Source organism: Streptomyces sp. NPDC015661, from assembly GCF_043077765.1.
Taxonomy (GTDB): Bacteria; Actinomycetota; Actinomycetes; order Streptomycetales; family Streptomycetaceae; genus Streptomyces.
In genome coordinates, this window is sequence record NZ_JBIBST010000009.1 from 14251 (window position 1) to 32897 (window position 18647).

An 18647-nucleotide genomic window follows, 5' to 3' on the forward strand; every position below is an offset into this window, starting at 1 on the left:
TCCGGGGAACGGAGCTATGCGACCGAACCTATGCGTCCGTCCGGTTCGCGCGGTCCGTCGTGGTGGATCGGGGTGTGGGCGCCCGTGAGGGAGAGGCCGCTGCCGCCGCGGCGGTTGGCCACGATCTCGGCGCCGATCGAGAGGGCGGTCTCCTCGGGCGTGCGCGCGCCGAGGTCGAGGCCGATCGGGGAGCGGAGACGGGCGAGTTCGAGTTCGGTGACGCCGACCTCGCGGAGCCGCTCGTTGCGGTCCTCGTGGGTGCGGCGGGAGCCCATCGCGCCGATGTAGGCGACGGGAAGCTTCAGGGCGGTCCGGAGGAGGGGCACGTCGAACTTGGCGTCGTGCGTGAGGACGCAGAGCACGGTCCGGCCGTCGACCTCGGTCGACTCCAGGTAGCGGTGGGGCCAGTCGACGACGATCTCGTCGGCCTCGGGGAAGCGGGCGGGGGTCGCGAAGACGGGCCGCGCGTCGCAGACGGTGACGTGGTAGCCGAGGAACTTGCCGACCCGGACGAGTGCGGCGGCGAAGTCGATGGCGCCGAAGACGATCATGCGGGGGGCGGGGACGGAGGACTCGACCAGGAGGGTCAGCGGCTGTCCGCAGCGGCTGCCGTCCTCACCGATCTCCACGGTGCCGGTGCGGCCCGCGTCGAGCATCGCGCGGGCCTCGCCGGCCGCGGTGCGGTCCAGCTCGGGGTGGCCGCCGAGCTTCCCCTCGTACGAGCCGTCGGGGCGGACCAGGAGGGCCTGCCCCAACAGGTCCTCCGGTCCGTCGACGATCCGGGCCAGGGCCGCCGCCTCCCCCGAGACGGCGGCGGCCAGCGCGGCGGGGAAGACCCCGCCGCGGATCGGGGTGACGAGGATGTCGATGATGCCGCCGCAGGTCAGGCCGACCGCGAAGGCGTCCTCGTCGCTGTAGCCGAAGCGCTCGACGACGGTCCTGCCGTCTTCGAGGGCCTGGACGCACAGGTCGTAGACCGCGCCCTCCACACACCCGCCGGAGACCGACCCGATCGCCGTGCCGTCGCTGTCGACGGCGAGTGCGGCTCCCGGCTGCCGGGGCGCGCTGCCACCGACGGCCACCACGGTGGCGACGGCGAAGGTGCGTCCCTGCTCGACCCACCGGTGCAGCTCTTCGGCGATGTCCAGCATGTCGGTCTCCTTGGGTGTGTACGGAGGGTGATTCTCGGACGTCAGCTGACGCCCAGCCAACCCTCGATCGGATGAAGGGCGAAGAACACGATGAAGATCGCGGTCAGGGCCCACATGAAGGCACCGACCTCGCGCGCCTTGCCCTGCGCCACCTTGATGACGGTGTAGGCGATGACGCCGGCCGCGACACCCGGGGTGATGCTGTAGGTGAAGGGCATCAGGACGACGGTCAGGAAGACCGGGATGGCGACGGAGCTGTCGCCCCAGTTCACGTGCTTGGCGTTCATCATCATCATCGCGCCGATGACGACCAGGGCGGCGGAGCCGACCTCACGGGGCACGATCTGGGTGATCGGCGTGAAGAAGAGGCAGGCCGCGAAGAACAGACCGGTGACCGTCGAGGAGAGGCCGGTACGGGCGCCCTCGCCGACGCCGGTGGCGGACTCCACGAACACGGTCTGGCCGGAGGCGCCGGAGACGCCGCCGATCGCACCGCCCGCGCCGTCGATGAACAGCGCCTTGGAGAGGCCGGGCATCCGGCCCTTGTCGTCCGCGAGGTTGGCCTCGGTGCCGACGCCGATGATGGTGGCCATGGCGTCGAAGAAGCCGGCCAGGACCAGGGTGAAGACGATGACGCCGACGGTGATGTAGCCGACGTCGCCCCAGCCGCCGAAGGAGACGTCGCCGAAGAGCGAGAAGTCCGGGCTGGAGACCGCGCTGCCCTTGAGCTCGGGGGCGCCGTTGGCCCAGGAGCCCGGGCCCTTGGCCGGGATGTCCGCGACCGCGTTGACGATCAGCGAGATGATGGTGCCGCCGACGATGCCGATGAGGATCGCGCCCGGGATCTTGCGGGCCTGGAGCGCGAAGATCGCGAGCAGGGTGACCGCGAAGATCAGTACGGGCCAGCCGACGAGCTCGCCGCCGGAGCCCATGGTGATGGGCGGACCGAACTGGGGACCGGCGCCGACGAAGCCGGCCTTGTTGAAGCCGATCAGCGCGATGAAGAGGCCGATGCCGATGGTGATGCCGTGCTTGAGCGGCAGCGGAATCGCGTTCATGATCATCTCGCGGAGACCGGTGACCACCAGGAGGCAGATCACCACACCGTAGACGACACACATGCCCATGGCCTGGGGCCACGTCATCTGGGGCACGACCTGGGTCGCGAGCACACCGGAGACGCTGAGTCCCGCCGCGAGGACGAGCGGGACCTTGCCGACGAAGCCCATCAGCAGGGTGGTCACCGCCGCCGCGAAGGCGGTCGCCGTGATGACGGCGGAGGTGGCGAGGACGTGCTTGTCGACGTCCGGGCCCCCGAGGAGGATCGGGTTGAGCAGGAGAATGTACGCCATCGCCATGAAGGTGGTGACGCCGCCGCGGATCTCCGTCGCGACGGTGGATCCTCTCTCCGAGATGTGAAAGTACCGGTCGAGCCAAGAACGGCCGGCGGGGACGTTGGAGCCGGAGCCCGCGTCCTCCGAGGCGGTCTTGGGCTCCACAGACGACTGGGTCATGGGGCCTACTCCCAAGGTTCAAAGGGGCACCCGCATCAGACTTCGAAGCTCTGACGTTGAATCTGCGGGATTTGGGATATTTCGTTGGCTGCACGACCCGGGGGACGGCCCGAGACGAACGGGGTACTGCCGTGAAGCGGGTACTGAAGTGAAGCGATTACTGCGGTGATGCGGGTACTGCGGTGATGCGGGTATCCCCAGGGGGGAGTGCTCCGGGCGGTGCGGGCGGGGGAAGTGTGACGTTCCTGGGAGGCACACACCGCCCGGAGAGTCCTACAGGGTGCCGGTGAGCGCCTCGGGGCGGACCGGCGTCTTGTTGAGCTCCAGGCCCGTCGCCGCCCGGATCGCCGCGAGGACGGCCGGGGTGGACGACAGGGTCGGGGCCTCGCCGATGCCCCGGACGCCGTACGGCGCGTTGGGGTCGGCCAGCTCGAGGTAGTCGACCGGGATGGTCGGCGTGTCGAGGATCGTCGGGATCAGGTAGTCCGTGAAGGAGGGGTTGCGCACCTTCGCGGTCTTCGGGTCGACGATGATCTCCTCCATCACCGCTACGCCCAGGCCCTGGGTGGTGCCACCCTGGATCTGGCCGACCACGGAGAGCGGGTTGACCGCCTTGCCGACGTCCTGCGCGCAGGCCAGCTCGATGACCTTGACGAGACCGAGCTCGGTGTCCACCTCGACCACCGCGCGGTGCGCGGCGAAGGCGTACTGGACGTGGCCGTCGCCCTGGCCGGTGACGAGGTCGAAGGCCTGGGTGGGCCGGTGGCGCCACTCCTCCTCGACCTCCACGACCTGGTCCTCCAGGACGTCCGCGATGGAGGCGAGGGCCTCGCCGCCGTCGGTGACGACCTTGCCGCCCTCCAGGAGGAGTTCGGCGTTGGCCCAGGCCGGGTGGTACGAGCCGAACTTGCGCCGGCCGATCTCCAGGACCTTCTCGCGGACGATCTCGCAGGAGTTCTTGATGGCGCCGCCGGTCATGTACGTCTGACGGCCCGCGGAGGTCGAACCGGCCGAGCCCACCTGCGTGTCCGCGGGGTGGATGGTGACCTGCTGGACACCGAGCTCGGTACGGGCGATCTGCGCGTGGATCGTGACGCCGCCCTGGCCGACCTCCGCCATGGCGGTGTGGACGGTGGCGACGGCCTCGCCGTTGATGACCTCGATGCGGATCTTGGCGGTCGAGTAGTCGTCGAAGCCCTCGGAGAAGCCGACGTTCTTGATGCCGACGGCGTAGCCGACGCCCCGTACGACACCCTCGCCGTGCGAGGTGTTGGACAGACCGCCCGGCAGCGCGCGGACGTCCGCGCCCTCGCCGGCGGTCTCCCACTGGCGCTCCGGCGGCATCGGGCGGGCCTTGACCCGGCGCAGCAGCTCGGCGACCGGGGCCGGCGAGTCCACGACCTGGCCGGTCGGCATGATCGTGCCCTGCTCCATGGCGTTGAGCTGGCGCAGCTCCACCGGGTCCATGCCCAGCTTGGCCGCGAGCTTGTCCATCTGCGCCTCGTAGGCGAAGCAGGCCTGGACCGCGCCGAAGCCGCGCATGGCGCCGCAGGGCGGGTTGTTGGTGTAGAGGCCGATCGCCTCGATCTCGACGTCCTCGATGACGTACGGGCCGACCGAGAGGGAGGAGGCGTTGCCGACGACCGAGGCCGTGGACGACGCGTACGCGCCGCCGTCGAGCACGATCTTGCACTTCATGTGCGTGAGCTTGCCGTCCTTGGTGGCGCCGTGCTCGTAGTAGAGCTTCGCCGGGTGCCGGTGGACGTGACCGAAGAAGGACTCGTACCGGTTGTAGACCATCTTGACCGGCTTGCCGGTGCGCAGCGCGAGGATGGAGGCGAGGATCTGCATGGAGATGTCCTCGCGGCCGCCGAAGGCGCCGCCGACACCGGCCATGGTCATCCGGACCTTCTCCTCGGGCAGGCCGAGGCAGGGGGCGATCTGCTTGAGGTCCGAGTGCAGCCACTGGGTGGCGACGTACAGGTCGACGCCGCCGTCCTCGGCCGGCACGGCGAGGCCGGACTCGGGGCCGAGGAAGGCCTGGTCCTGCATGCCGAAGGTGTACTCGCCCTTGACGATGACGTCGGCGCGCTTGGCGGCCTCGTCGGCGTTGCCGCGGATGATCGGCTGGCGGTGCACGATGTTCGGGTGCGGCACGTGGCCGGAGTGGTGGTCGTCGCGGTTCTCGTGGACCAGGATCGCGTCCGGGGCGAGGGCGGAGGCCTCGTCCGTGATGACCGGGAGCTCCCGGTACTCGATCTTGATCTTCGCGGCGGCGCGGCGGGCGGTCTCCGGGTGGTCGGCGGCCACGAGGGCGACCGGCTCACCGTGGTGACGGACCTTGCCGTAGGCGAGGACCGGGGTGTCCTGGAACTCCATGCCGTAGTTCTTCGCGGCCGGCAGGTCCTCGTGGGTCAGGACGGCGTAGACGCCGTCCATCGTGAGGGCCTCGGAGGTGTCGATGGACACGATCTCGGCGTGCGCGACGGTGGAGCGCAGGATCTGGCCCCACAGCATGTCCTCGTGCCACATGTCCGAGGAGTACGCGAACTCACCGGTGACCTTGAGGGTGCCGTCCGGGCGGAGCGTGGACTCGCCGATGCCGCCCTTGACGTGGTTCTGGGTGACGTCGGTGGGCGTACCCACCGGCAGTGTGTTCTGAGCCATCGTCAGACCGCCTCTCCCTGACGCTCCTGGCGAGCGGCCGCGAGGCGGACCGCGTCGAGGATCTTCTCGTAACCGGTGCAGCGGCAGAGGTTGCCGGAGAGCGCCTCGCGGATGTCCGCGTCCGTCGGGGACGGGTTGCGCTCCAGCATCTCGTCGGCCGCGACGAGCAGGCCGGGGGTGCAGAAACCGCACTGGACCGCGCCGGCGTCGATGAACGCCTGCTGGATCGGGGAGAGTTCGATGCCCTCACCGGTCTGCGAGTCCTGGGGCTTGGCCTCCCACTTCTTGGCGGCGTCGACCGAGGTGCCGCCGCAGGCGCCGGTGGCGCAACCGCCGTGCGCCTCGCGCTCCTTGGCGTACTCCGCCAGGCCTTCTACGGTGACGACCTCGCGGCCCTCGACCTGACCGGCGGCGACCAGACACGAGCAGACCGGCACGCCGTCGAGACGGACGGTGCAGGAACCGCACTCGCCCTGCTCGCACGCGTTCTTGGAGCCGGGCAGACCCAGGCGCTCACGCAGAACGTAGAGGAGGGACTCGCCCTCCCAGACGTCGTCGGCTTCCTGCGGACGACCGTTGACCGTGAAATTGACGCGCATGGTTATGCAGCTCCCTCAAGCGTGCGGCCGGCGCCGCGGTACTGCTCCCAGGTCCAGCCGAGCTGGCGGCGAGCCATGATGCCGACCGCGTGGCGCCGGTACTTGGCGGTGCCGCGGACGTCGTCGATCGGGTTCGCGGCGGCCGAGCAGAGGTCGGCGAACTGCTTCGCGATCGAGGGGGTGATGATCTTGCCGTTGTCCCAGAAGCCGCCCTCTTCCAGAGCCGCGTTCAGGAAGGCCTCGGCCTCCTTGGCGCGGATCGGGGTCGGCGCGGCGGAACCGATGCCGGTGCGCACGGTCCGGGTCTCCGGGTGCAGGGCCAGGCCGAAGGCGCAGACGGCGATGACCATCGCGTTGCGGGTGCCGACCTTGGAGTACTGCTGGGGGCCGTCCGCCTTCTTGATGTGGACGGTCTTGATGAGCTCGTCGGGCTGGAGCGCGTTGCGCTTCACGCCCGTGTAGAACTCGTCGATCGGGATGAAGCGGTTGCCGCGCACCGATTCGACCTCGACCTCGGCGCCCGCGGCGAGCAGGGCCGGGTGGGCGTCGCCGGCCGGCGACGCGGTGCCGAGGTTGCCGCCCACGCCGCCGCGGTTGCGGATCTGCGGGGAGGCGACCGTGTGCGAGGCCAGTGCCAGACCCGGGAGCTCTGCGCGCAGGTTCTCCATGATCTGCGTGTACGGAACGGAGGCGCCGAGGCGGACGTTCTCCTCGCCGACCTCCCACTCGCGCAGCAGCTCGATACGGTTCAGGTCCAGGAGGTACTCGGGGCGCCGGTGGTCGAAGTTGATCTCGACCATGACGTCGGTACCACCGGCGATGGGCACGGCCGTGGGGTGCTCGGCCTTGGCGGCGAGCGCCTCCTCCCAGCTGGCGGGGCGAAGGAAGTCCATGGTGGCTCTCTTCTAGTGATTCTGGTGATCGGGGGTCGAACTGGTGGGTCCGGGGGGACGGCCGGCCCTCGACATCGTGTTCATGTGCTGTTCACGCGGTGTGTGGCCTAGTACACAAGCCACGATCGCCCGGGTGCAGTCACCGAAAACATGAAGGAGTTGGCCGGTCCCCGTCGTCGTCTTGTAGATTCGAACGAAAGGCGGGGAACAGAACCCTCGCCGTTTCCCCCTGGAAACGGTGGCACCACCCCACCGTCGACAACGCGACACCCACCATCACCGAACGAAGGAACGGCGGCGACACGATGCGGCTGCGCGCACTGCTGGAGAACGACGCGCTCGGGCTGCGCCTGCTCGGCGGCGACGACGAGCTGGACCGGACCGTCCGAGGCGTGATGACCACGGACCTGAAGGACCCCAGCCGGTACCTGTCCGGCGGCGAGCTGGTGCTGACCGGCCTCGCCTGGCGGACGGAACCGGCCGACGCCGAGCCCTTCGTCCGGATCCTGGCCTCGGCCGGAGTGGCGGCCCTCGCCGCCGGCGAGGCCGAGCTCGGCGACATCCCCGACGATCTCGTGGCGGCGTGTTTGCGCCATCGGCTTCCGCTCTTCGCGGTGAACGAATCCGTTGCGTTCGCGACGATCACCGAGCACGTTGTTCGACAGGTCTCCGGCGAGCGGGCCGGCGACCTGGCGGCCGTCGTCGACCGCCACCGGCGGCTCATGACCTCCGGACCCGCGGGCGGCGGACCCGAGGTCGTCCTCGACCTCCTCGGCTCCGACCTGGACCTGCGGGCCTGGGTCCTCTCCCCCACCGGCCGCCAGATCGCGGGCGCGGGGGAGCCCCTGGAAGCCGGGCTCGCCGCCACCCTGGCCGGTGAGCACCTGGCCGCCACCCGCACCGGACGACGCGGCCCGCACCGGCTGAGCGTCGCCGGGGCCACGTACTCGCTCTTCCCGATCCGCAACACCGGCCGGGGGGCCGCGCCCGCCTCCCGGGACGTGCGCGAGACGGTGCTTTCGGACTGGCTGCTCGCCGTCGAGGCGGACGCCGGTGACTGGCCCGCGGCCCGGCTCGACCTCCTCCAGGGCGTCACCCAGCTGATCGCCGTCGAGCGCGACCGGCGCGACGCGGCCCGTACGGTACGCCGCCGGCTCGCCCAGGAGGTCCTGGAGCTGGTGCAGACGGGCGCCGCGCCCGCCGAGATCGCCGCCCGGCTTCGGGTCGCCGCCCCGGTGCTGCTGCCCGGGCTCGGCACGGCCCCGCACTGGCAGGTGGTCGTCGCCCGCGTCGAGTGGGAGCAGGAGGCCGGTCAGACCCCCGTGGACGGCGGGCCGGTCGCGCAGGCGCTCCTGGAGGAGATCCTCGTCGACCCGGCGACCATCGGTGCCGAGTCGGCCGACCGGATCGCGGTCGCGCACAGCGGCGACGAGGCGATCGCCCTGGTCCCGCTGGCCGCGGGGCCGCTGCCGGACAGCGAGGACGACGGCCCGGCCCCCGCCCTCGGGCTGCACGCGGACGCGCTGCTCGCCTCCGTACGGGCTCCGCTCGCCTCGGGCCTCTCCGACGACGGGCGCGTCACGCTGGGCGTCAGCGCGGCCGTGCACTCGGCGGAGGGCCTGCGCGGGGCCCTGGAGGAGGCCCGGCACGCCCGCCGGGTGGCCGCCGCCCGTCCGGGCCGGGTCTGCGCCGCGGGGCACCACGAGCTGGCCTCGCACGTGCTGCTGCTGCCGTTCGTGCCGGACGACGTGCGGCGGGCCTTCACGGCCCGGCTGCTCGACCCGCTGCGCGACTACGACCGGCGTCACCGGGCGGAGCTCATCCCGACCCTGGAGGCGTTCCTGGACTGCGACGGCTCCTGGACCCGCTGTGCGACCCGCCTCCACCTGCACGTGAACACGCTGCGCTACCGGGTGGGCCGGATCGAGCAGCTCACGGGCCGTGATCTCTCCCGTCTGGAGGACAAGCTCGACTTCTTCCTCGCGCTGCGGATGAGCTGAGCCGCGAGAGCCGGTTCGAACGGTTCGGGGCCCCGGCCATTCACTCCTTCGGGCGAGTCCGGAGGAGTGGTGCCGGGGCCTTCGGCGTCCCCCGCGCGCCCCGTCCGGGAGACCGGGCCCGGGCCTGATCAACGGCGTGATCACGGGCCGAACGGCGTTCCGGCGGCCCGTCGCGCCGGATCGGGGCGGCGGTCTCCGCCCCGACGAGAGTTTGTGAAATCTTTCACCCGACCCCTTGGCCGGGTGCAGCCGTTCGTGCTGAGATGCCGTCCTACTCAACAGCTCAATGGCGCGCTCGGGGAGGGCAATGTGGCGGATACCGCCATGTCTGGTTCCGAATCAAGGGGTGGCGAAGATCCGTCCCTCGCCTACGGCAAGGAGACACCTGTGGAGACCGCCATATGGCGGCTCCGCTCCCGAGGTTGCTGGACGGACGCGGCGGCGCTGCTGGCACCGCACGCGACCGAACCGGCAGCCGCACTCGAACGGGCCGCGCTGCTCATCGAGCGCTGCCTCTACACCGAGAAGGGCTGGGCCGACGCCGAGGAGGCCCTCCGGGCTGCCGAGGCGGTGGCCGGCACCGACGAGGAACGCGGTGCCGCGGCCTGCGAACGCGGCTATCTCGCCTACGCCTCCACGCTGTTGGGCGTGCGCGACCGGGCCGACGAGGCCCGGATGGCTCTCGGCCGGGCGGCGGCGCTGATCGCCCCCTCCGCCGGCGGGCGGCCGCTCCTGGACTTCCGGCGCGGGCTCGTCGCCCAGAACCTCGGCGACTCCCCGCAGGCGGCCCGCGCCGCGTACCGCAGGGCCCACGCCGGGGCGACCACGCAGGGGGACTCGCTCCTGCTCTCCTTCACCTGGCGGCACCTCGCCGGACTCGCCCTGCGCGAGGGGGAGTTGGCGGAGGCGCGGCACGGTTTCGCGGAGTCCCTGCGGATCCGCGAGGAGCTGGGCTATCTGGTCGGCACGGCTCCGGCGCTCACGGCCCTGGCGGCCACGGAGACCGAACCGGAGGCGGGCCGTCTGCGGGCGGAGGCGAGACGTCTCTTCCAGCTCCTCGGCGGGGTCCCGACCTGGCTGTCGGCCCAGCTGACGCCGCAGGCGGCGAACTGAAGTCCCGTGCCATGACCGCTCGGTGACGTCGCGTCATCCTTCCTTGGGGGTGAGACGGATCAGGCTGTCGTCGGTTCCCACGAGGAGGGAGCCGGCGCCGGTGACCGCGACCGCGCGGACCGGGGGGCCCGGCCGGAAGGAGAGGGTCGGGCCGCCCTCGGGCCGGTGGAGTTCGACGAGGCCGTCGGCCCAGGCCGCGGCGACCAGCGGCCCGTACGGGGTTTCGGTCGCGTGCAGGGAGACGACCGGCGAGGGGCGTTCGGCGAGGGGTTCGGGGTGCGTGTCGCGGCCGGGGGTCCAGAGCCGGACGCTCCCGTCGGCGCCGCCGGAGCAGACGAACGGTGTCTCGGACTCGACCGCCGCGACGGCGGTGACCCGGCCGCTGTGCGAGGCCGACTGGTGAAGGCCCGTCAGGCCGAAGGCGTGGACGGAGCCGAGCCGGTCCCCCACCACCACCGAGCCGGCGATCGCCGCGAGGGCCGTGCCCGGGTGGCGGGCCAGGGTCGCCGAGACCGCCTCGGTGAGCCGCTCCAGGTACGGGGGCCGGGGCGCCGTACCCCGTACGGCGTGCAGCCGGCCCCGGTCGTCCAGGAGCAGCACCGTCCCGTCCGCGGCGGGCGCGAGCGCGGTGATCCGGCCGGGGACACTGTGCGCGAGGCGCCCGACGGGGCTCGCGTCGGCCTCGTGGAGCAGCCGTACGGTGCCGGTGGGGTCGCCGACGAGGAGGGTGCCCTCCAGCGGGCCGCCGGCCGCGCCGAGCACCGTGACCGGGCCCGGCCAGGGCGGGTTGAGGTCGCCGCGGTGACGGGCCCACCGGACCCTCCAGGGCGCGCTCTCCGCGAGCTCGGCGAGGGCGGGGCGGAGCCTCGGGTCGGCCCCGTCGCCGAGCGCGGCGAGGAGCACCAACGCCCTTTCCGCCGGGGTCTGTTCGCGGCAGAGCGACTGCCCGGCGCGCATCCAGGCGGTCCGCAGGCCGCCGTGCTCGTCGACGGTCCCCTCGCCGGGCCGGCCGGACGGCTCGGGCCCGTCGAGGGTGCCGGGCACCCCGGCGAGGGCGGCGCCGGTGACGTACGCCGTGGTGACGAGCAGCGGGTCGGCGGCGCAGACGGCGACCGGGTCGGAGAGGTCCGGCAGCGGCGCCGCCGGCTGTGCGGCGGCGCCGTCGGCGGTCTCGGGCTCGCCGTCGAGGTCGACGACGGTGACCCGGCGTTCGCCCCGCAGGACGGCGGGGGCCGGGGTGCCGCTCCGGGCCTCGACCACGAGCCGGATCCGGCCGACGCCGGCGAGCTCCGCGATGAGCCGGGTGAGCGCGGCGGGTTCGGCGGCGGCGTGCAGGTCCGTGAGGAGGAGGACGGCCCGGCCGGCGGGCCGCGGCTCGCTGGTCGCGAGGGCGTGGACGAGGTCGCCGGGCGAGCGGGCCACCACGCCGAGCCGGTCGGCGATCGTCCAGGCCGCGCCGAGCGCGCTCTGCCCGGCGAGCGGGACGAGCATCCGGGCCGTGCGGCGGCGGGCACGTCCGGAGCGGGGGCCGTACGCGGCGAGCCAGCCGAGGAGGGCCGTCTTGCCGCTGCCGGGGGCGCCGGTGACGAGGCAGAGCCGGGGCGCCTCGGGATCGGTGAGCCAGCCGAGCAGGGCGGCGGCCTCGGCTTCCGTGCCGTCCCAGGCCGGGGACGGGGTCGCGGACGTCATGGGGCACCTCACGGGCGACGCGGTGCGGTCGGCTGACGTCTTCGACCTTAGTCGCCCGGGACGCTCACGACTCCGATCCGGTGAAGTGCTCTCGTACCAAGCTCTGGACGACGGACAGGTCCTGGGCGACCAGGGCGTCGAGCAGGGCCGTGTGCTCCGCCGCGTCGGCGACGAGGACGCCGTGGCTGACGGCGGGGGCGCTGATCAGGGGCCACTGGGAGCGGCGGTGGAGGTCGTCGGCGACGGCGAGCAGCTGCTCGTTGCCCGCGAGGGAGAGGACCGCACGGTGGAAGGCCCGGTCGGCCTCGGCGTAGTGGGCGCGGTCGCCCCGGGCCGCGGCGGCCGCGGTCGCCTCGGCGAGCGGCCGGAGCTCGGCCCAGCGGGCGGCCGGGACGGTGCGGGCGAGCCGCAGCATGACGGGGACCTCGATGAGGGCGCGGACCTCGGCGAGCTCGGCGAGCTCGCGGGGGGTGCGCTCGGTGACGCGGAAGCCGCGGTTCGGCACGACCTCGACGGCGCCCTCGACGGCGAGGCGCTGCATGGCCTCGCGGACGGGGGTGGCGGAGACGCCGAAGCGCTCCGCGAGGGCGGGCGCGGAGTACACCTCGCCGGGGCGGAGCTCGCCGCCGACGAGGGCGGTGCGGAGGGCTTCGAGGACCTGGCCGCGGACGGAGTGCCGTTGGACGGTGCGGGGGGCGAGGGGCGCGGGGTCGCCGTGGGTGTGCTCGCCCCGGACCGCCTCCGTGCCACGCGCCTGCTCGGGCACCCGTAGGGACCCGCCGGGGCGACCGGCGGCGTCGCCGAAGGGCGGGGACGGTCTCTCCGTCGCCCGCTCGCGCGCTGCGCCCTGCTCCACCCGGGTCCTCCTGCGGCCTCGTGCCGGGCCCGGCTCGCGTCGCCCGGGTCCCCTGTGCACCATAGGCGAACGGACCGACATCCGGGGCATACGGGCTGCCTCCGCAGGTGGGAGGGGGTTCTCCGGTGGTGAGAGCCCACCCCCCATCGGGTAAGGTAAGGCTAACCTGCCAACGCTCGCGATTCGGTGGTCCGCATGACCGTCCCCGCCCTGTTGCCCACGCCCCTCGCCTCGCCCGTCGCGGCCTCCTACGCCCGGCTCGCCGAGGCCTTCCCCGGCCTGCGCATAGAGGAACCCGCCCGGGGCGAGCGACTGCCCCGCGGCGCGGGCTGGGTCGGCGCGGAGGAGCTCGCGGCCGGCGGCCCCGGCCTCGACGCCTTCCTCGCCCGGGACGACGCGCAGGTGCTGCGGGACTACGGCGCCCGGGCCCGCCCCGACGTCGTCGCCGGTTTCGGACTGCACCGGTACGCCTGGCCCGCCTGTCTCCTCGTCACCGTCCCCTGGTTCCTGGACCGCCGGGTGCCCCGGCTGCCCGTCCGGAACGTGGCCTTCCAACGGGCGCTCGGCCGTCTGGCGGTCCGCGTGGAGGAGTTCGCCTGCCTGCCGGACGACCCCGCGGCCGCCCTGCCCGGCGCCCGGGTCGTCGCCGACGAGGAGGCGCTGCGGGCCGAGGTGCGCGCCTCGCTCGCCGAGCACTTCGAGGCCGTCCTCGGCGGCTTCGGGCCCCGGATGCGGCGCGGCCGCCGGGCCCTGTGGGGGATGGCCACGGACGAGATCGTCGAGGGCCTCTGGTACATCGCGGCCCTGCTCGGCGAGGAGCAGCGGGCGACGGCCGAGCTCGAACTGCTCCTGCCGGGCACCCCCAAGCCGTACAAGCCGTACGCGGGGGCGGCGGGCTTCCGCGAGCTGGCGGGGTCCGAGGGGCCGGACGGCGCTCCGCGTGCCACTCGCGACCGGGCCAGCTGCTGCTTCTTCTACACCCTGCGCCCCGAGGACACCTGCCTCACCTGCCCGCGCACCTGTGACGCCGAGCGCGTCCGCCGGCTGACGGCGACCGCCTGAGGGTCCCGAGGGATTACGCCACCCGTCCGAGTGGCGTAAATCGAACGCAAATCCCTTTCCTTGCAAGCGTGTTCGACCAGATCGCACCTATTCGTATGTCCCGCGACCCCAATGGCGTGCTCTTGCCCGGAAACCCCTTGAGCGCCCCACGGGGTCGGCCAGTATGGGCCGCCAAACGCCCTACTGCGATGCAAGGGACACCGCATGAGACTGACCGACATATCGCTGGACTGGCTGCTTCCGGGTGGCGTGATGGTGGCCGGAGTCCTGACGGCGGTGGCGGTGCTCGCGCGCGGGAAGCGCGCCGGTGACCAGGCCGCGGCCGACGACTCCTGGGAACGCAGCGAGGAGCGTCGCAGACGCAAGGAGGCCGTCTACGGATTCGCCTCGTACGGGCTGCTGTTCCTGTGCGCGGCCGTCGCGGCGGCGCTCTCCTTCCACGGCCTCGTCGGCTTCGGCCGGCAGAACCTGAACCTCGCCGGGGGCTGGGAGTACCTCGTCCCCTTCGGCCTCGACGGCGCCGCCATGTTCTGCTCGGTGCTCGCGGTCCGCGAGGCCAGCCACGGCGACGCGGCCCTCGGCTCGCGCCTGCTCGTCTGGCTGTTCGCGGGCGCGGCGGCCTGGTTCAACTGGGTGCACGCACCCCGTGGCATGGGCCACGACGGGGCTCCGCACTTCTTCGCGGGCATGTCCCTCTCGGCGGCGGTCCTCTTCGACCGGGCGCTGAAGCAGACCCGCAGGGCCGCGCTCCGCGAGCAGGGCCTGGTGCCCCGTCCGCTGCCGCAGATCCGGATCGTGCGGTGGCTGAGGGCGCCCCGGGAGACCTTCGCGGCCTGGTCGCTGATGCTCCTGGAGGGCGTACGGACCCTGGACGAGGCGGTCGACGAGGTGCGCGAGGACCGGAAGGAGAAGGAGCAGAACCGGCTCCGCCGGCGCGACCAGGTCAAGCTGGACCGGGCGAGACTCAAGGCGATCAACCGTCAGCACCGTGCCTTCGGGCTCGGCCGCGGCGGCGGACGCCAGGTCGAGATGGCGGCGCTGGGCGCCGCTTCCGGCACCGGCCAGGGCCCGGGTGCGGGCAGTGGTGCGGGCTCCGCGACGGCCGCCGTGCAGGCCGCCGTCGCGGAGCCCGCCATAGCGGACCCCGGACAGCTGCCGCTTCGACCCCGGCCCTCCCTGCAAGCCGTGAGGGGCGATGAGCCCCGCCCAGGCGAGTCCCGGACGGTGGACCTCACCGCCGAGGACGACACCCAGGCGCTGCCGCGTCTCGACTCCCTGGAGCGCAAGCTCAAGGATCTGGAGCAGCAGTTCGGCTGAGCGCGGGAAGAAGGAGTCCGGCGGGGCCGCCTCTCAGGCGGCCCCGCCGTTCAGTTCGAACCACACCACCTTGCCCACCCCGTGGTCCTCGACTCCCCAGGAGTCGGCGAGGGCCTGGACGAGGACGAGTCCCCGGCCGTTCGTACCGTCGTCGGCGGGCGGTACGGGCGGCCGCTCGAGTCCGGGCACGAAGTCCCGGACCTCGACCCTCAACTGCTCGGGCACGACCGTCGCGGTCACGACGGCCCCGTGCTCGGTATGGACCAGGGCGTTGGTCACCAGTTCGCTGGTGAGCAGTTCGGCCACGTCGGAGGCGCCCGGTCCGCCCCACTTCCGCAGCAGTTCACGCAGGGCATGTCGCACCTCCGGCACCGCGGTGAGATCCGCGCATCCCACCTTTCTGAGCAGTTGAGTCGGCTGTCGTGCCTCCCCGGCCATATCCCCCACCCACAGGTCGCGTCGAACAGGCTCACGGGGATGCATGCCCCGTGTCACCGTCCGCATTCATGAGGTGGGGCTTTCCGGACACCGCTCAGGGCCGGGGCACGTTGCGCAGGTTGGAGCGGGCCATCTGGAGCATCCGGCCCACTCCCCCGTCCAGCACGATCTTGCTGGCGGAGAGCGCGAAGCCGGTCACCATGTCGGCGCTGATCTTCGGCGGGATGGAGAGCGCGTTGGGGTCGGTGACGACGTCGACCAGGGCCGGTCCCCTGTGCTTGAAGGCGTCCTTGAGGGCGCCCGCGAGCTGCTTGGGCTTCTCGACCCGGACGCCGTAGGCACCGGCGGCGCGGGCGATCGCGGCGAAGTCCGGGTTCATGTTCGTCGTCCCGTACGAGGGGAGTCCGGCGACCAGCATCTCCAGCTCGACCATCCCGAGCGAGGAGTTGTTGAAGACGATCACCTTCACGGGCAGGTCGTACTGGACGAGGGTCAGGAAGTCGCCCATCAGCATCGAGAAGCCGCCGTCGCCGGAGAGCGAGACGACCTGCCGGTTCCGGTCCGTGAACTGGGCGCCGATCGCCTGCGGGAGGGCGTTCGCCATGGAGCCGTGGCTGAACGAGCCGATGATCCTGCGGCGCCCGTTGGGCGAGAGGTAGCGGGCCGCCCAGACGTTGCACATGCCGGTGTCGACGGTGAACACGGCGTCCTCGTCCGCCAGTTCGTCGATGACGGAGGCGACGTACTCGGGGTGCACCGGAACGTGCTTCTCGACCTTGCGGGTGTACGCCCTGACGACGCCCTCCAGCGCGTCGGTGTGCTTCTTCAGCATCTTGTCGAGGAAACGGCGGTCGTTCTTGGCGCGGACGCGCGGGATCACACAGCGCAGGGTCTCGCGGACGTCGCCCCAGACGGCCAGGTCGAGCCGGGAGCGGCGGCCGAGGTGCTCGGGCCGGACGTCCACCTGCACGATCTTGACGTCGTCGGGCAGGAAGGCGTTGTACGGGAAGTCGGTGCCGAGCAGGATCAGCAGATCGCACTCGTGGGTGGCCTCGTAGGCGGCGCCGTACCCGAGCAGCCCGCTCATTCCGACGTCATAGGGATTGTCGTACTGGATCCATTCTTTGCCCCTCAGGGCATGGCCGACCGGCGACTTGATCCGCTCGGCGAACTGCATGACCTCGGGGTGCGCCCCCGCCGTGCCGCTGCCGCAGAAGAGCGTCACCCGGTCGGCGGCGTCGATCATCCGGACGAGGGCGTCGATCTCGGCGTCCCCGGGGCGGACGGTGGGCCGGGTGGTGACGAGCGCGGTCTCCGCCGACTTCTCCGGGGCCTGCTGGGAGGCGATGTCGCCGGGCAGCGAGACGACGCTGACGCCGCCTCGGCCGACGGCGTGCTGGATCGCCGTGTGGAGCAGCCGGGGCATCTGCTTCGGGTTGGAGATGAGTTCGCTGTAGTGGCTGCACTCGCGGAACAGCTGGTCGGGGTGGGTCTCCTGGAAGTAGGAGAGGCCGATCTCGCTGGACGGGATGTGCGAGGCGACCGCGAGCACCGGGGCCATCGAGCGGTGGGCGTCGTACAGGCCGTTGATGAGGTGGAGGTTGCCGGGCCCGCAGGAGCCGGCGCAGGCGGCGAGGCTGCCGGTGATCTGGGCCTCGGCGCCCGCGGCGAAGGCGGCGGTCTCCTCGTGCCGTACCTGGATCCAGTCGATCGCCCGGGTACGGCGGATCGCGTCGACGACCGGGTTGAGGCTGTCTCCGACGACTCCGTACAGGCGCCGGACGCCCGCGCGGACGAGGATGTCGACGAACTGTTCCGCCACGTTCTGTTTGGCCATGGCTCCATCAACACACGGCCCGGCGGGTTACGCCTCCCAGACCGCCACCCCCGTACGGTCGTCGGCGTAACCGGTCACCCTCAGCTGGGTGTCGGCGAGGAAGGCGGCGAGGCCGGGCGGCTCGGCGTCGGCCCAGCGGGCGGCCAGCTCGTGGGCGAGGGCGGGTTCGCCGCGCATCGGCTCGGCGAGGCCGGGCGAGGCGAGGAGGAGGGTGTCGCCGGCGCGGGCCACGGAGGCGCGGAAGCGGAAGGGCTCGGCGGGCGGTGGTACGGGCTCCTCGATGAGCGGCGGGGCGGTGGTGATGCCGAGGTCCATGGTGAACCTGTCCCCCTCCTCGGTGGCTTCCGGCACCGCGGGCGGCGAGCCGAAGCCGAGGACGGGGGCGCCGGTGACGGCGGCCGGTTCGGGCAGGAGCGGTTCGAGGTCCTGCCAGGAGCCGTCGCGGAGCCGGAAGAGCCCGCCGCCGCCGATGCCGAAGAACACGCGCGTGCGGCATTCGGGGTCGGCGGGGACGAGGAGGCAGCGGAGCGTCGCGGTGTACTCGTGGGGGGCGAGGCCCCGCTCGGCGGCGCGGGCCCGCAGCTTGCCGTAGGTCCGGTCGGTGAGCCGGTGCAGTCCGGACTTGAGGTCGCCGCGGCGGCCTGACCTGATGTCCTCGGAGAGCCGGGCGTGGCTGCGGCAGACGGCCTCGGCGATCCAGTGGCAGGCGTCGGCGGCGGCGAGGTGGGCGCCCTCGGCGGCGCGGGAGCCGGCGGCGACGGCGACGAGGACGAGCGCGGTCTCGTCGTGGCCGAAGCGGGCGGTGAGCAGGGCGTCGCGCCGGGGTTCGCCCCGGTAGCGGGCGGAGTCGCCGCGTACGGAGGCGGCCCGCAGGGTGCAGGTGCCGTACCGGGCGCCGTCGAGGACGGTGTCGGCGACGAGTTCGGCGAGTTCACCGGGCCGGGCGACGGGCAGCGCGGTGGGCTCGGCCTCGTAGGTGGGCGGCCTGCTCCCGACGAACCCGGTCCTGGGCCGGGGCACGGACACCTCGACGGTGAGGTCGGGGTCGGGGGCCGGCGCGGCCACCTGGACGGTGGGATCGGGATCGGGGGCCGGCTCCTCGGACAAGGGCACCTGAACGGTGTCCGTCGCGACGGTCACGGGGGCGGGCCGAGGCGGACCCGGGAAGGTCCGTGGTCCCGCATCCGCGGGCGCCTCCCAGGGCGCGGCCCCGACCACGGACGGCGCCTGCCGGGGCGCGCTCGGCGCGGGGGGCGCCGGTGGCGGGTGCGGGGGCGCGGGGGGCGCCGGCGGCGGGGCCGGGGTCTGCGGCGGGGGTGCCGTGACCCGGGGCGGTGCTGTCACCGGGTCCTGGGGCGGCACCCGGCTCGGCACCGCGCGGGGTGCCGTGTCGAAGTGGTCGTCGAGTGTGTCACCCGAGGCCGTCGGGGCCGTGTCCGGCGCCGCGTCGTCGTAGAGCTTGTCCCACCAGTTGTCCCCCTGCTGAGTCATGCCCTTATTGTCCACCGCGC

General features: G+C 72.8%; 14 protein-coding genes. 4 read left to right on the forward strand and 10 right to left on the reverse strand.

Annotation, left to right across the window (positions count from 1 at the left end):
* Positions 1–14: 14 nt before the first annotated feature.
* The 5 genes from ACF07V_RS24340 to ACF07V_RS24360 form a co-directional block, all read right to left on the reverse strand.
* Positions 15–1151, reverse strand: a complete 1137-nt coding sequence (locus ACF07V_RS24340) for an XdhC family protein (RefSeq protein ID WP_392157099.1) — start codon at positions 1149–1151, stop codon at positions 15–17.
* Between the two features lie 41 nt (positions 1152–1192).
* Positions 1193–2665 carry an NCS2 family permease gene (locus ACF07V_RS24345; protein WP_392157100.1) on the reverse strand — a complete coding sequence of 491 codons (1473 nt, stop codon included), beginning with the start codon at positions 2663–2665 and terminating at the stop codon, positions 1193–1195.
* A 273-nt stretch (positions 2666–2938) separates the two neighbouring features.
* A complete protein-coding gene (gene pucD, locus ACF07V_RS24350) occupies positions 2939–5332 on the reverse strand; it encodes a xanthine dehydrogenase subunit D (protein WP_392157102.1) in 2394 nt (797 codons plus the stop codon).
* 2 nt (positions 5333–5334) lie between these two features.
* The gene (locus ACF07V_RS24355; RefSeq protein ID WP_369147274.1) at positions 5335–5931 is read right to left on the reverse strand and encodes a (2Fe-2S)-binding protein; all 597 of its coding nucleotides are present in this window, start codon (positions 5929–5931) and stop codon (positions 5335–5337) included.
* A 2-nt stretch (positions 5932–5933) separates the two neighbouring features.
* Positions 5934–6824, reverse strand: coding sequence for a xanthine dehydrogenase family protein subunit M (locus ACF07V_RS24360; RefSeq protein ID WP_041131867.1), 891 nt, complete (start codon positions 6822–6824; stop codon positions 5934–5936).
* A gap of 305 nt (positions 6825–7129) precedes the next feature.
* Here ACF07V_RS24360 and ACF07V_RS24365 point away from each other — a divergent pair, with 305 nt between their 5' ends.
* Together ACF07V_RS24365 and ACF07V_RS24370 are read left to right on the forward strand one after the other, a co-directional pair.
* Complete coding sequence (locus tag ACF07V_RS24365) at positions 7130–8824, forward strand: PucR family transcriptional regulator (RefSeq protein ID WP_392157104.1); 1695 nt, start codon at positions 7130–7132, stop codon at positions 8822–8824.
* 324 nt (positions 8825–9148) lie between these two features.
* Complete coding sequence (locus tag ACF07V_RS24370) at positions 9149–9937, forward strand: hypothetical protein (protein ID WP_392157105.1); 789 nt, start codon at positions 9149–9151, stop codon at positions 9935–9937.
* A 33-nt stretch (positions 9938–9970) separates the two neighbouring features.
* Here ACF07V_RS24370 and ACF07V_RS24375 read toward each other — a convergent pair whose 3' ends face one another.
* Positions 9971–11626 (reverse strand): WD40 repeat domain-containing protein, encoded by a 1656-nt coding sequence (locus ACF07V_RS24375; protein ID WP_392157106.1) that lies wholly within the window; start codon positions 11624–11626, stop codon positions 9971–9973.
* Between the two features lie 64 nt (positions 11627–11690).
* Complete coding sequence (locus tag ACF07V_RS24380) at positions 11691–12482, reverse strand: GntR family transcriptional regulator (RefSeq protein WP_392157108.1); 792 nt, start codon at positions 12480–12482, stop codon at positions 11691–11693.
* Between the two features lie 195 nt (positions 12483–12677).
* Between ACF07V_RS24380 and ACF07V_RS24385 the strand changes: the two genes are divergently transcribed.
* Together ACF07V_RS24385 and ACF07V_RS24390 are read left to right on the forward strand one after the other, a co-directional pair.
* The gene (locus ACF07V_RS24385) at positions 12678–13544 is read left to right on the forward strand and encodes a (2Fe-2S)-binding protein (RefSeq protein WP_392157110.1); all 867 of its coding nucleotides are present in this window, start codon (positions 12678–12680) and stop codon (positions 13542–13544) included.
* Between the two features lie 204 nt (positions 13545–13748).
* Positions 13749–14861 carry a DUF2637 domain-containing protein gene (locus ACF07V_RS24390; protein ID WP_392157111.1) on the forward strand — a complete coding sequence of 371 codons (1113 nt, stop codon included), beginning with the start codon at positions 13749–13751 and terminating at the stop codon, positions 14859–14861.
* Positions 14862–14894: 33 nt separating this feature from the next.
* Here the strand turns inward: ACF07V_RS24390 and ACF07V_RS24395 are convergent, their stop codons facing one another.
* The 3 genes from ACF07V_RS24395 to ACF07V_RS24405 all read right to left on the reverse strand — a co-directional run bounded on the left by ACF07V_RS24395 (position 14895) and on the right by ACF07V_RS24405 (position 18627).
* Positions 14895–15299: an ATP-binding protein gene (locus ACF07V_RS24395; protein WP_392157112.1), complete on the reverse strand. Its 405-nt coding sequence runs from the start codon at positions 15297–15299 to the stop codon at positions 14895–14897.
* Between the two features lie 94 nt (positions 15300–15393).
* Positions 15394–17136 (reverse strand): pyruvate dehydrogenase, encoded by a 1743-nt coding sequence (locus ACF07V_RS24400; RefSeq protein WP_392157114.1) that lies wholly within the window; start codon positions 17134–17136, stop codon positions 15394–15396.
* A 27-nt stretch (positions 17137–17163) separates the two neighbouring features.
* The gene (locus ACF07V_RS24405) at positions 17164–18627 is read right to left on the reverse strand and encodes a protein phosphatase 2C domain-containing protein (RefSeq protein ID WP_392157116.1); all 1464 of its coding nucleotides are present in this window, start codon (positions 18625–18627) and stop codon (positions 17164–17166) included.
* Positions 18628–18647 lie beyond the last annotated feature (20 nt).

Coding starts and splice junctions, on each gene's coding strand:
- ACF07V_RS24340 (WP_392157099.1), bottom strand. CDS start 1,151: ATGCTGGACATCGCCGAAGAGCTGCACCGGTGGGTCGAGCAGGGACGC.
- ACF07V_RS24345 (WP_392157100.1), bottom strand. CDS start 2,665: ATGACCCAGTCGTCTGTGGAGCCCAAGACCGCCTCGGAGGACGCGGGC.
- pucD (WP_392157102.1), bottom strand. CDS start 5,332: ATGGCTCAGAACACACTGCCGGTGGGTACGCCCACCGACGTCACCCAG.
- ACF07V_RS24355 (WP_369147274.1), bottom strand. CDS start 5,931: ATGCGCGTCAATTTCACGGTCAACGGTCGTCCGCAGGAAGCCGACGAC.
- ACF07V_RS24360 (WP_041131867.1), bottom strand. CDS start 6,824: ATGGACTTCCTTCGCCCCGCCAGCTGGGAGGAGGCGCTCGCCGCCAAG.
- ACF07V_RS24365 (WP_392157104.1), top strand. CDS start 7,130: ATGCGGCTGCGCGCACTGCTGGAGAACGACGCGCTCGGGCTGCGCCTG.
- ACF07V_RS24370 (WP_392157105.1), top strand. CDS start 9,149: ATGTCTGGTTCCGAATCAAGGGGTGGCGAAGATCCGTCCCTCGCCTAC.
- ACF07V_RS24375 (WP_392157106.1), bottom strand. CDS start 11,626: ATGACGTCCGCGACCCCGTCCCCGGCCTGGGACGGCACGGAAGCCGAG.
- ACF07V_RS24385 (WP_392157110.1), top strand. CDS start 12,678: ATGACCGTCCCCGCCCTGTTGCCCACGCCCCTCGCCTCGCCCGTCGCG.
- ACF07V_RS24390 (WP_392157111.1), top strand. CDS start 13,749: ATGAGACTGACCGACATATCGCTGGACTGGCTGCTTCCGGGTGGCGTG.
- ACF07V_RS24395 (WP_392157112.1), bottom strand. CDS start 15,299: ATGGCCGGGGAGGCACGACAGCCGACTCAACTGCTCAGAAAGGTGGGA.
- ACF07V_RS24400 (WP_392157114.1), bottom strand. CDS start 17,136: ATGGCCAAACAGAACGTGGCGGAACAGTTCGTCGACATCCTCGTCCGC.
- ACF07V_RS24405 (WP_392157116.1), bottom strand. CDS start 18,627: ATGACTCAGCAGGGGGACAACTGGTGGGACAAGCTCTACGACGACGCG.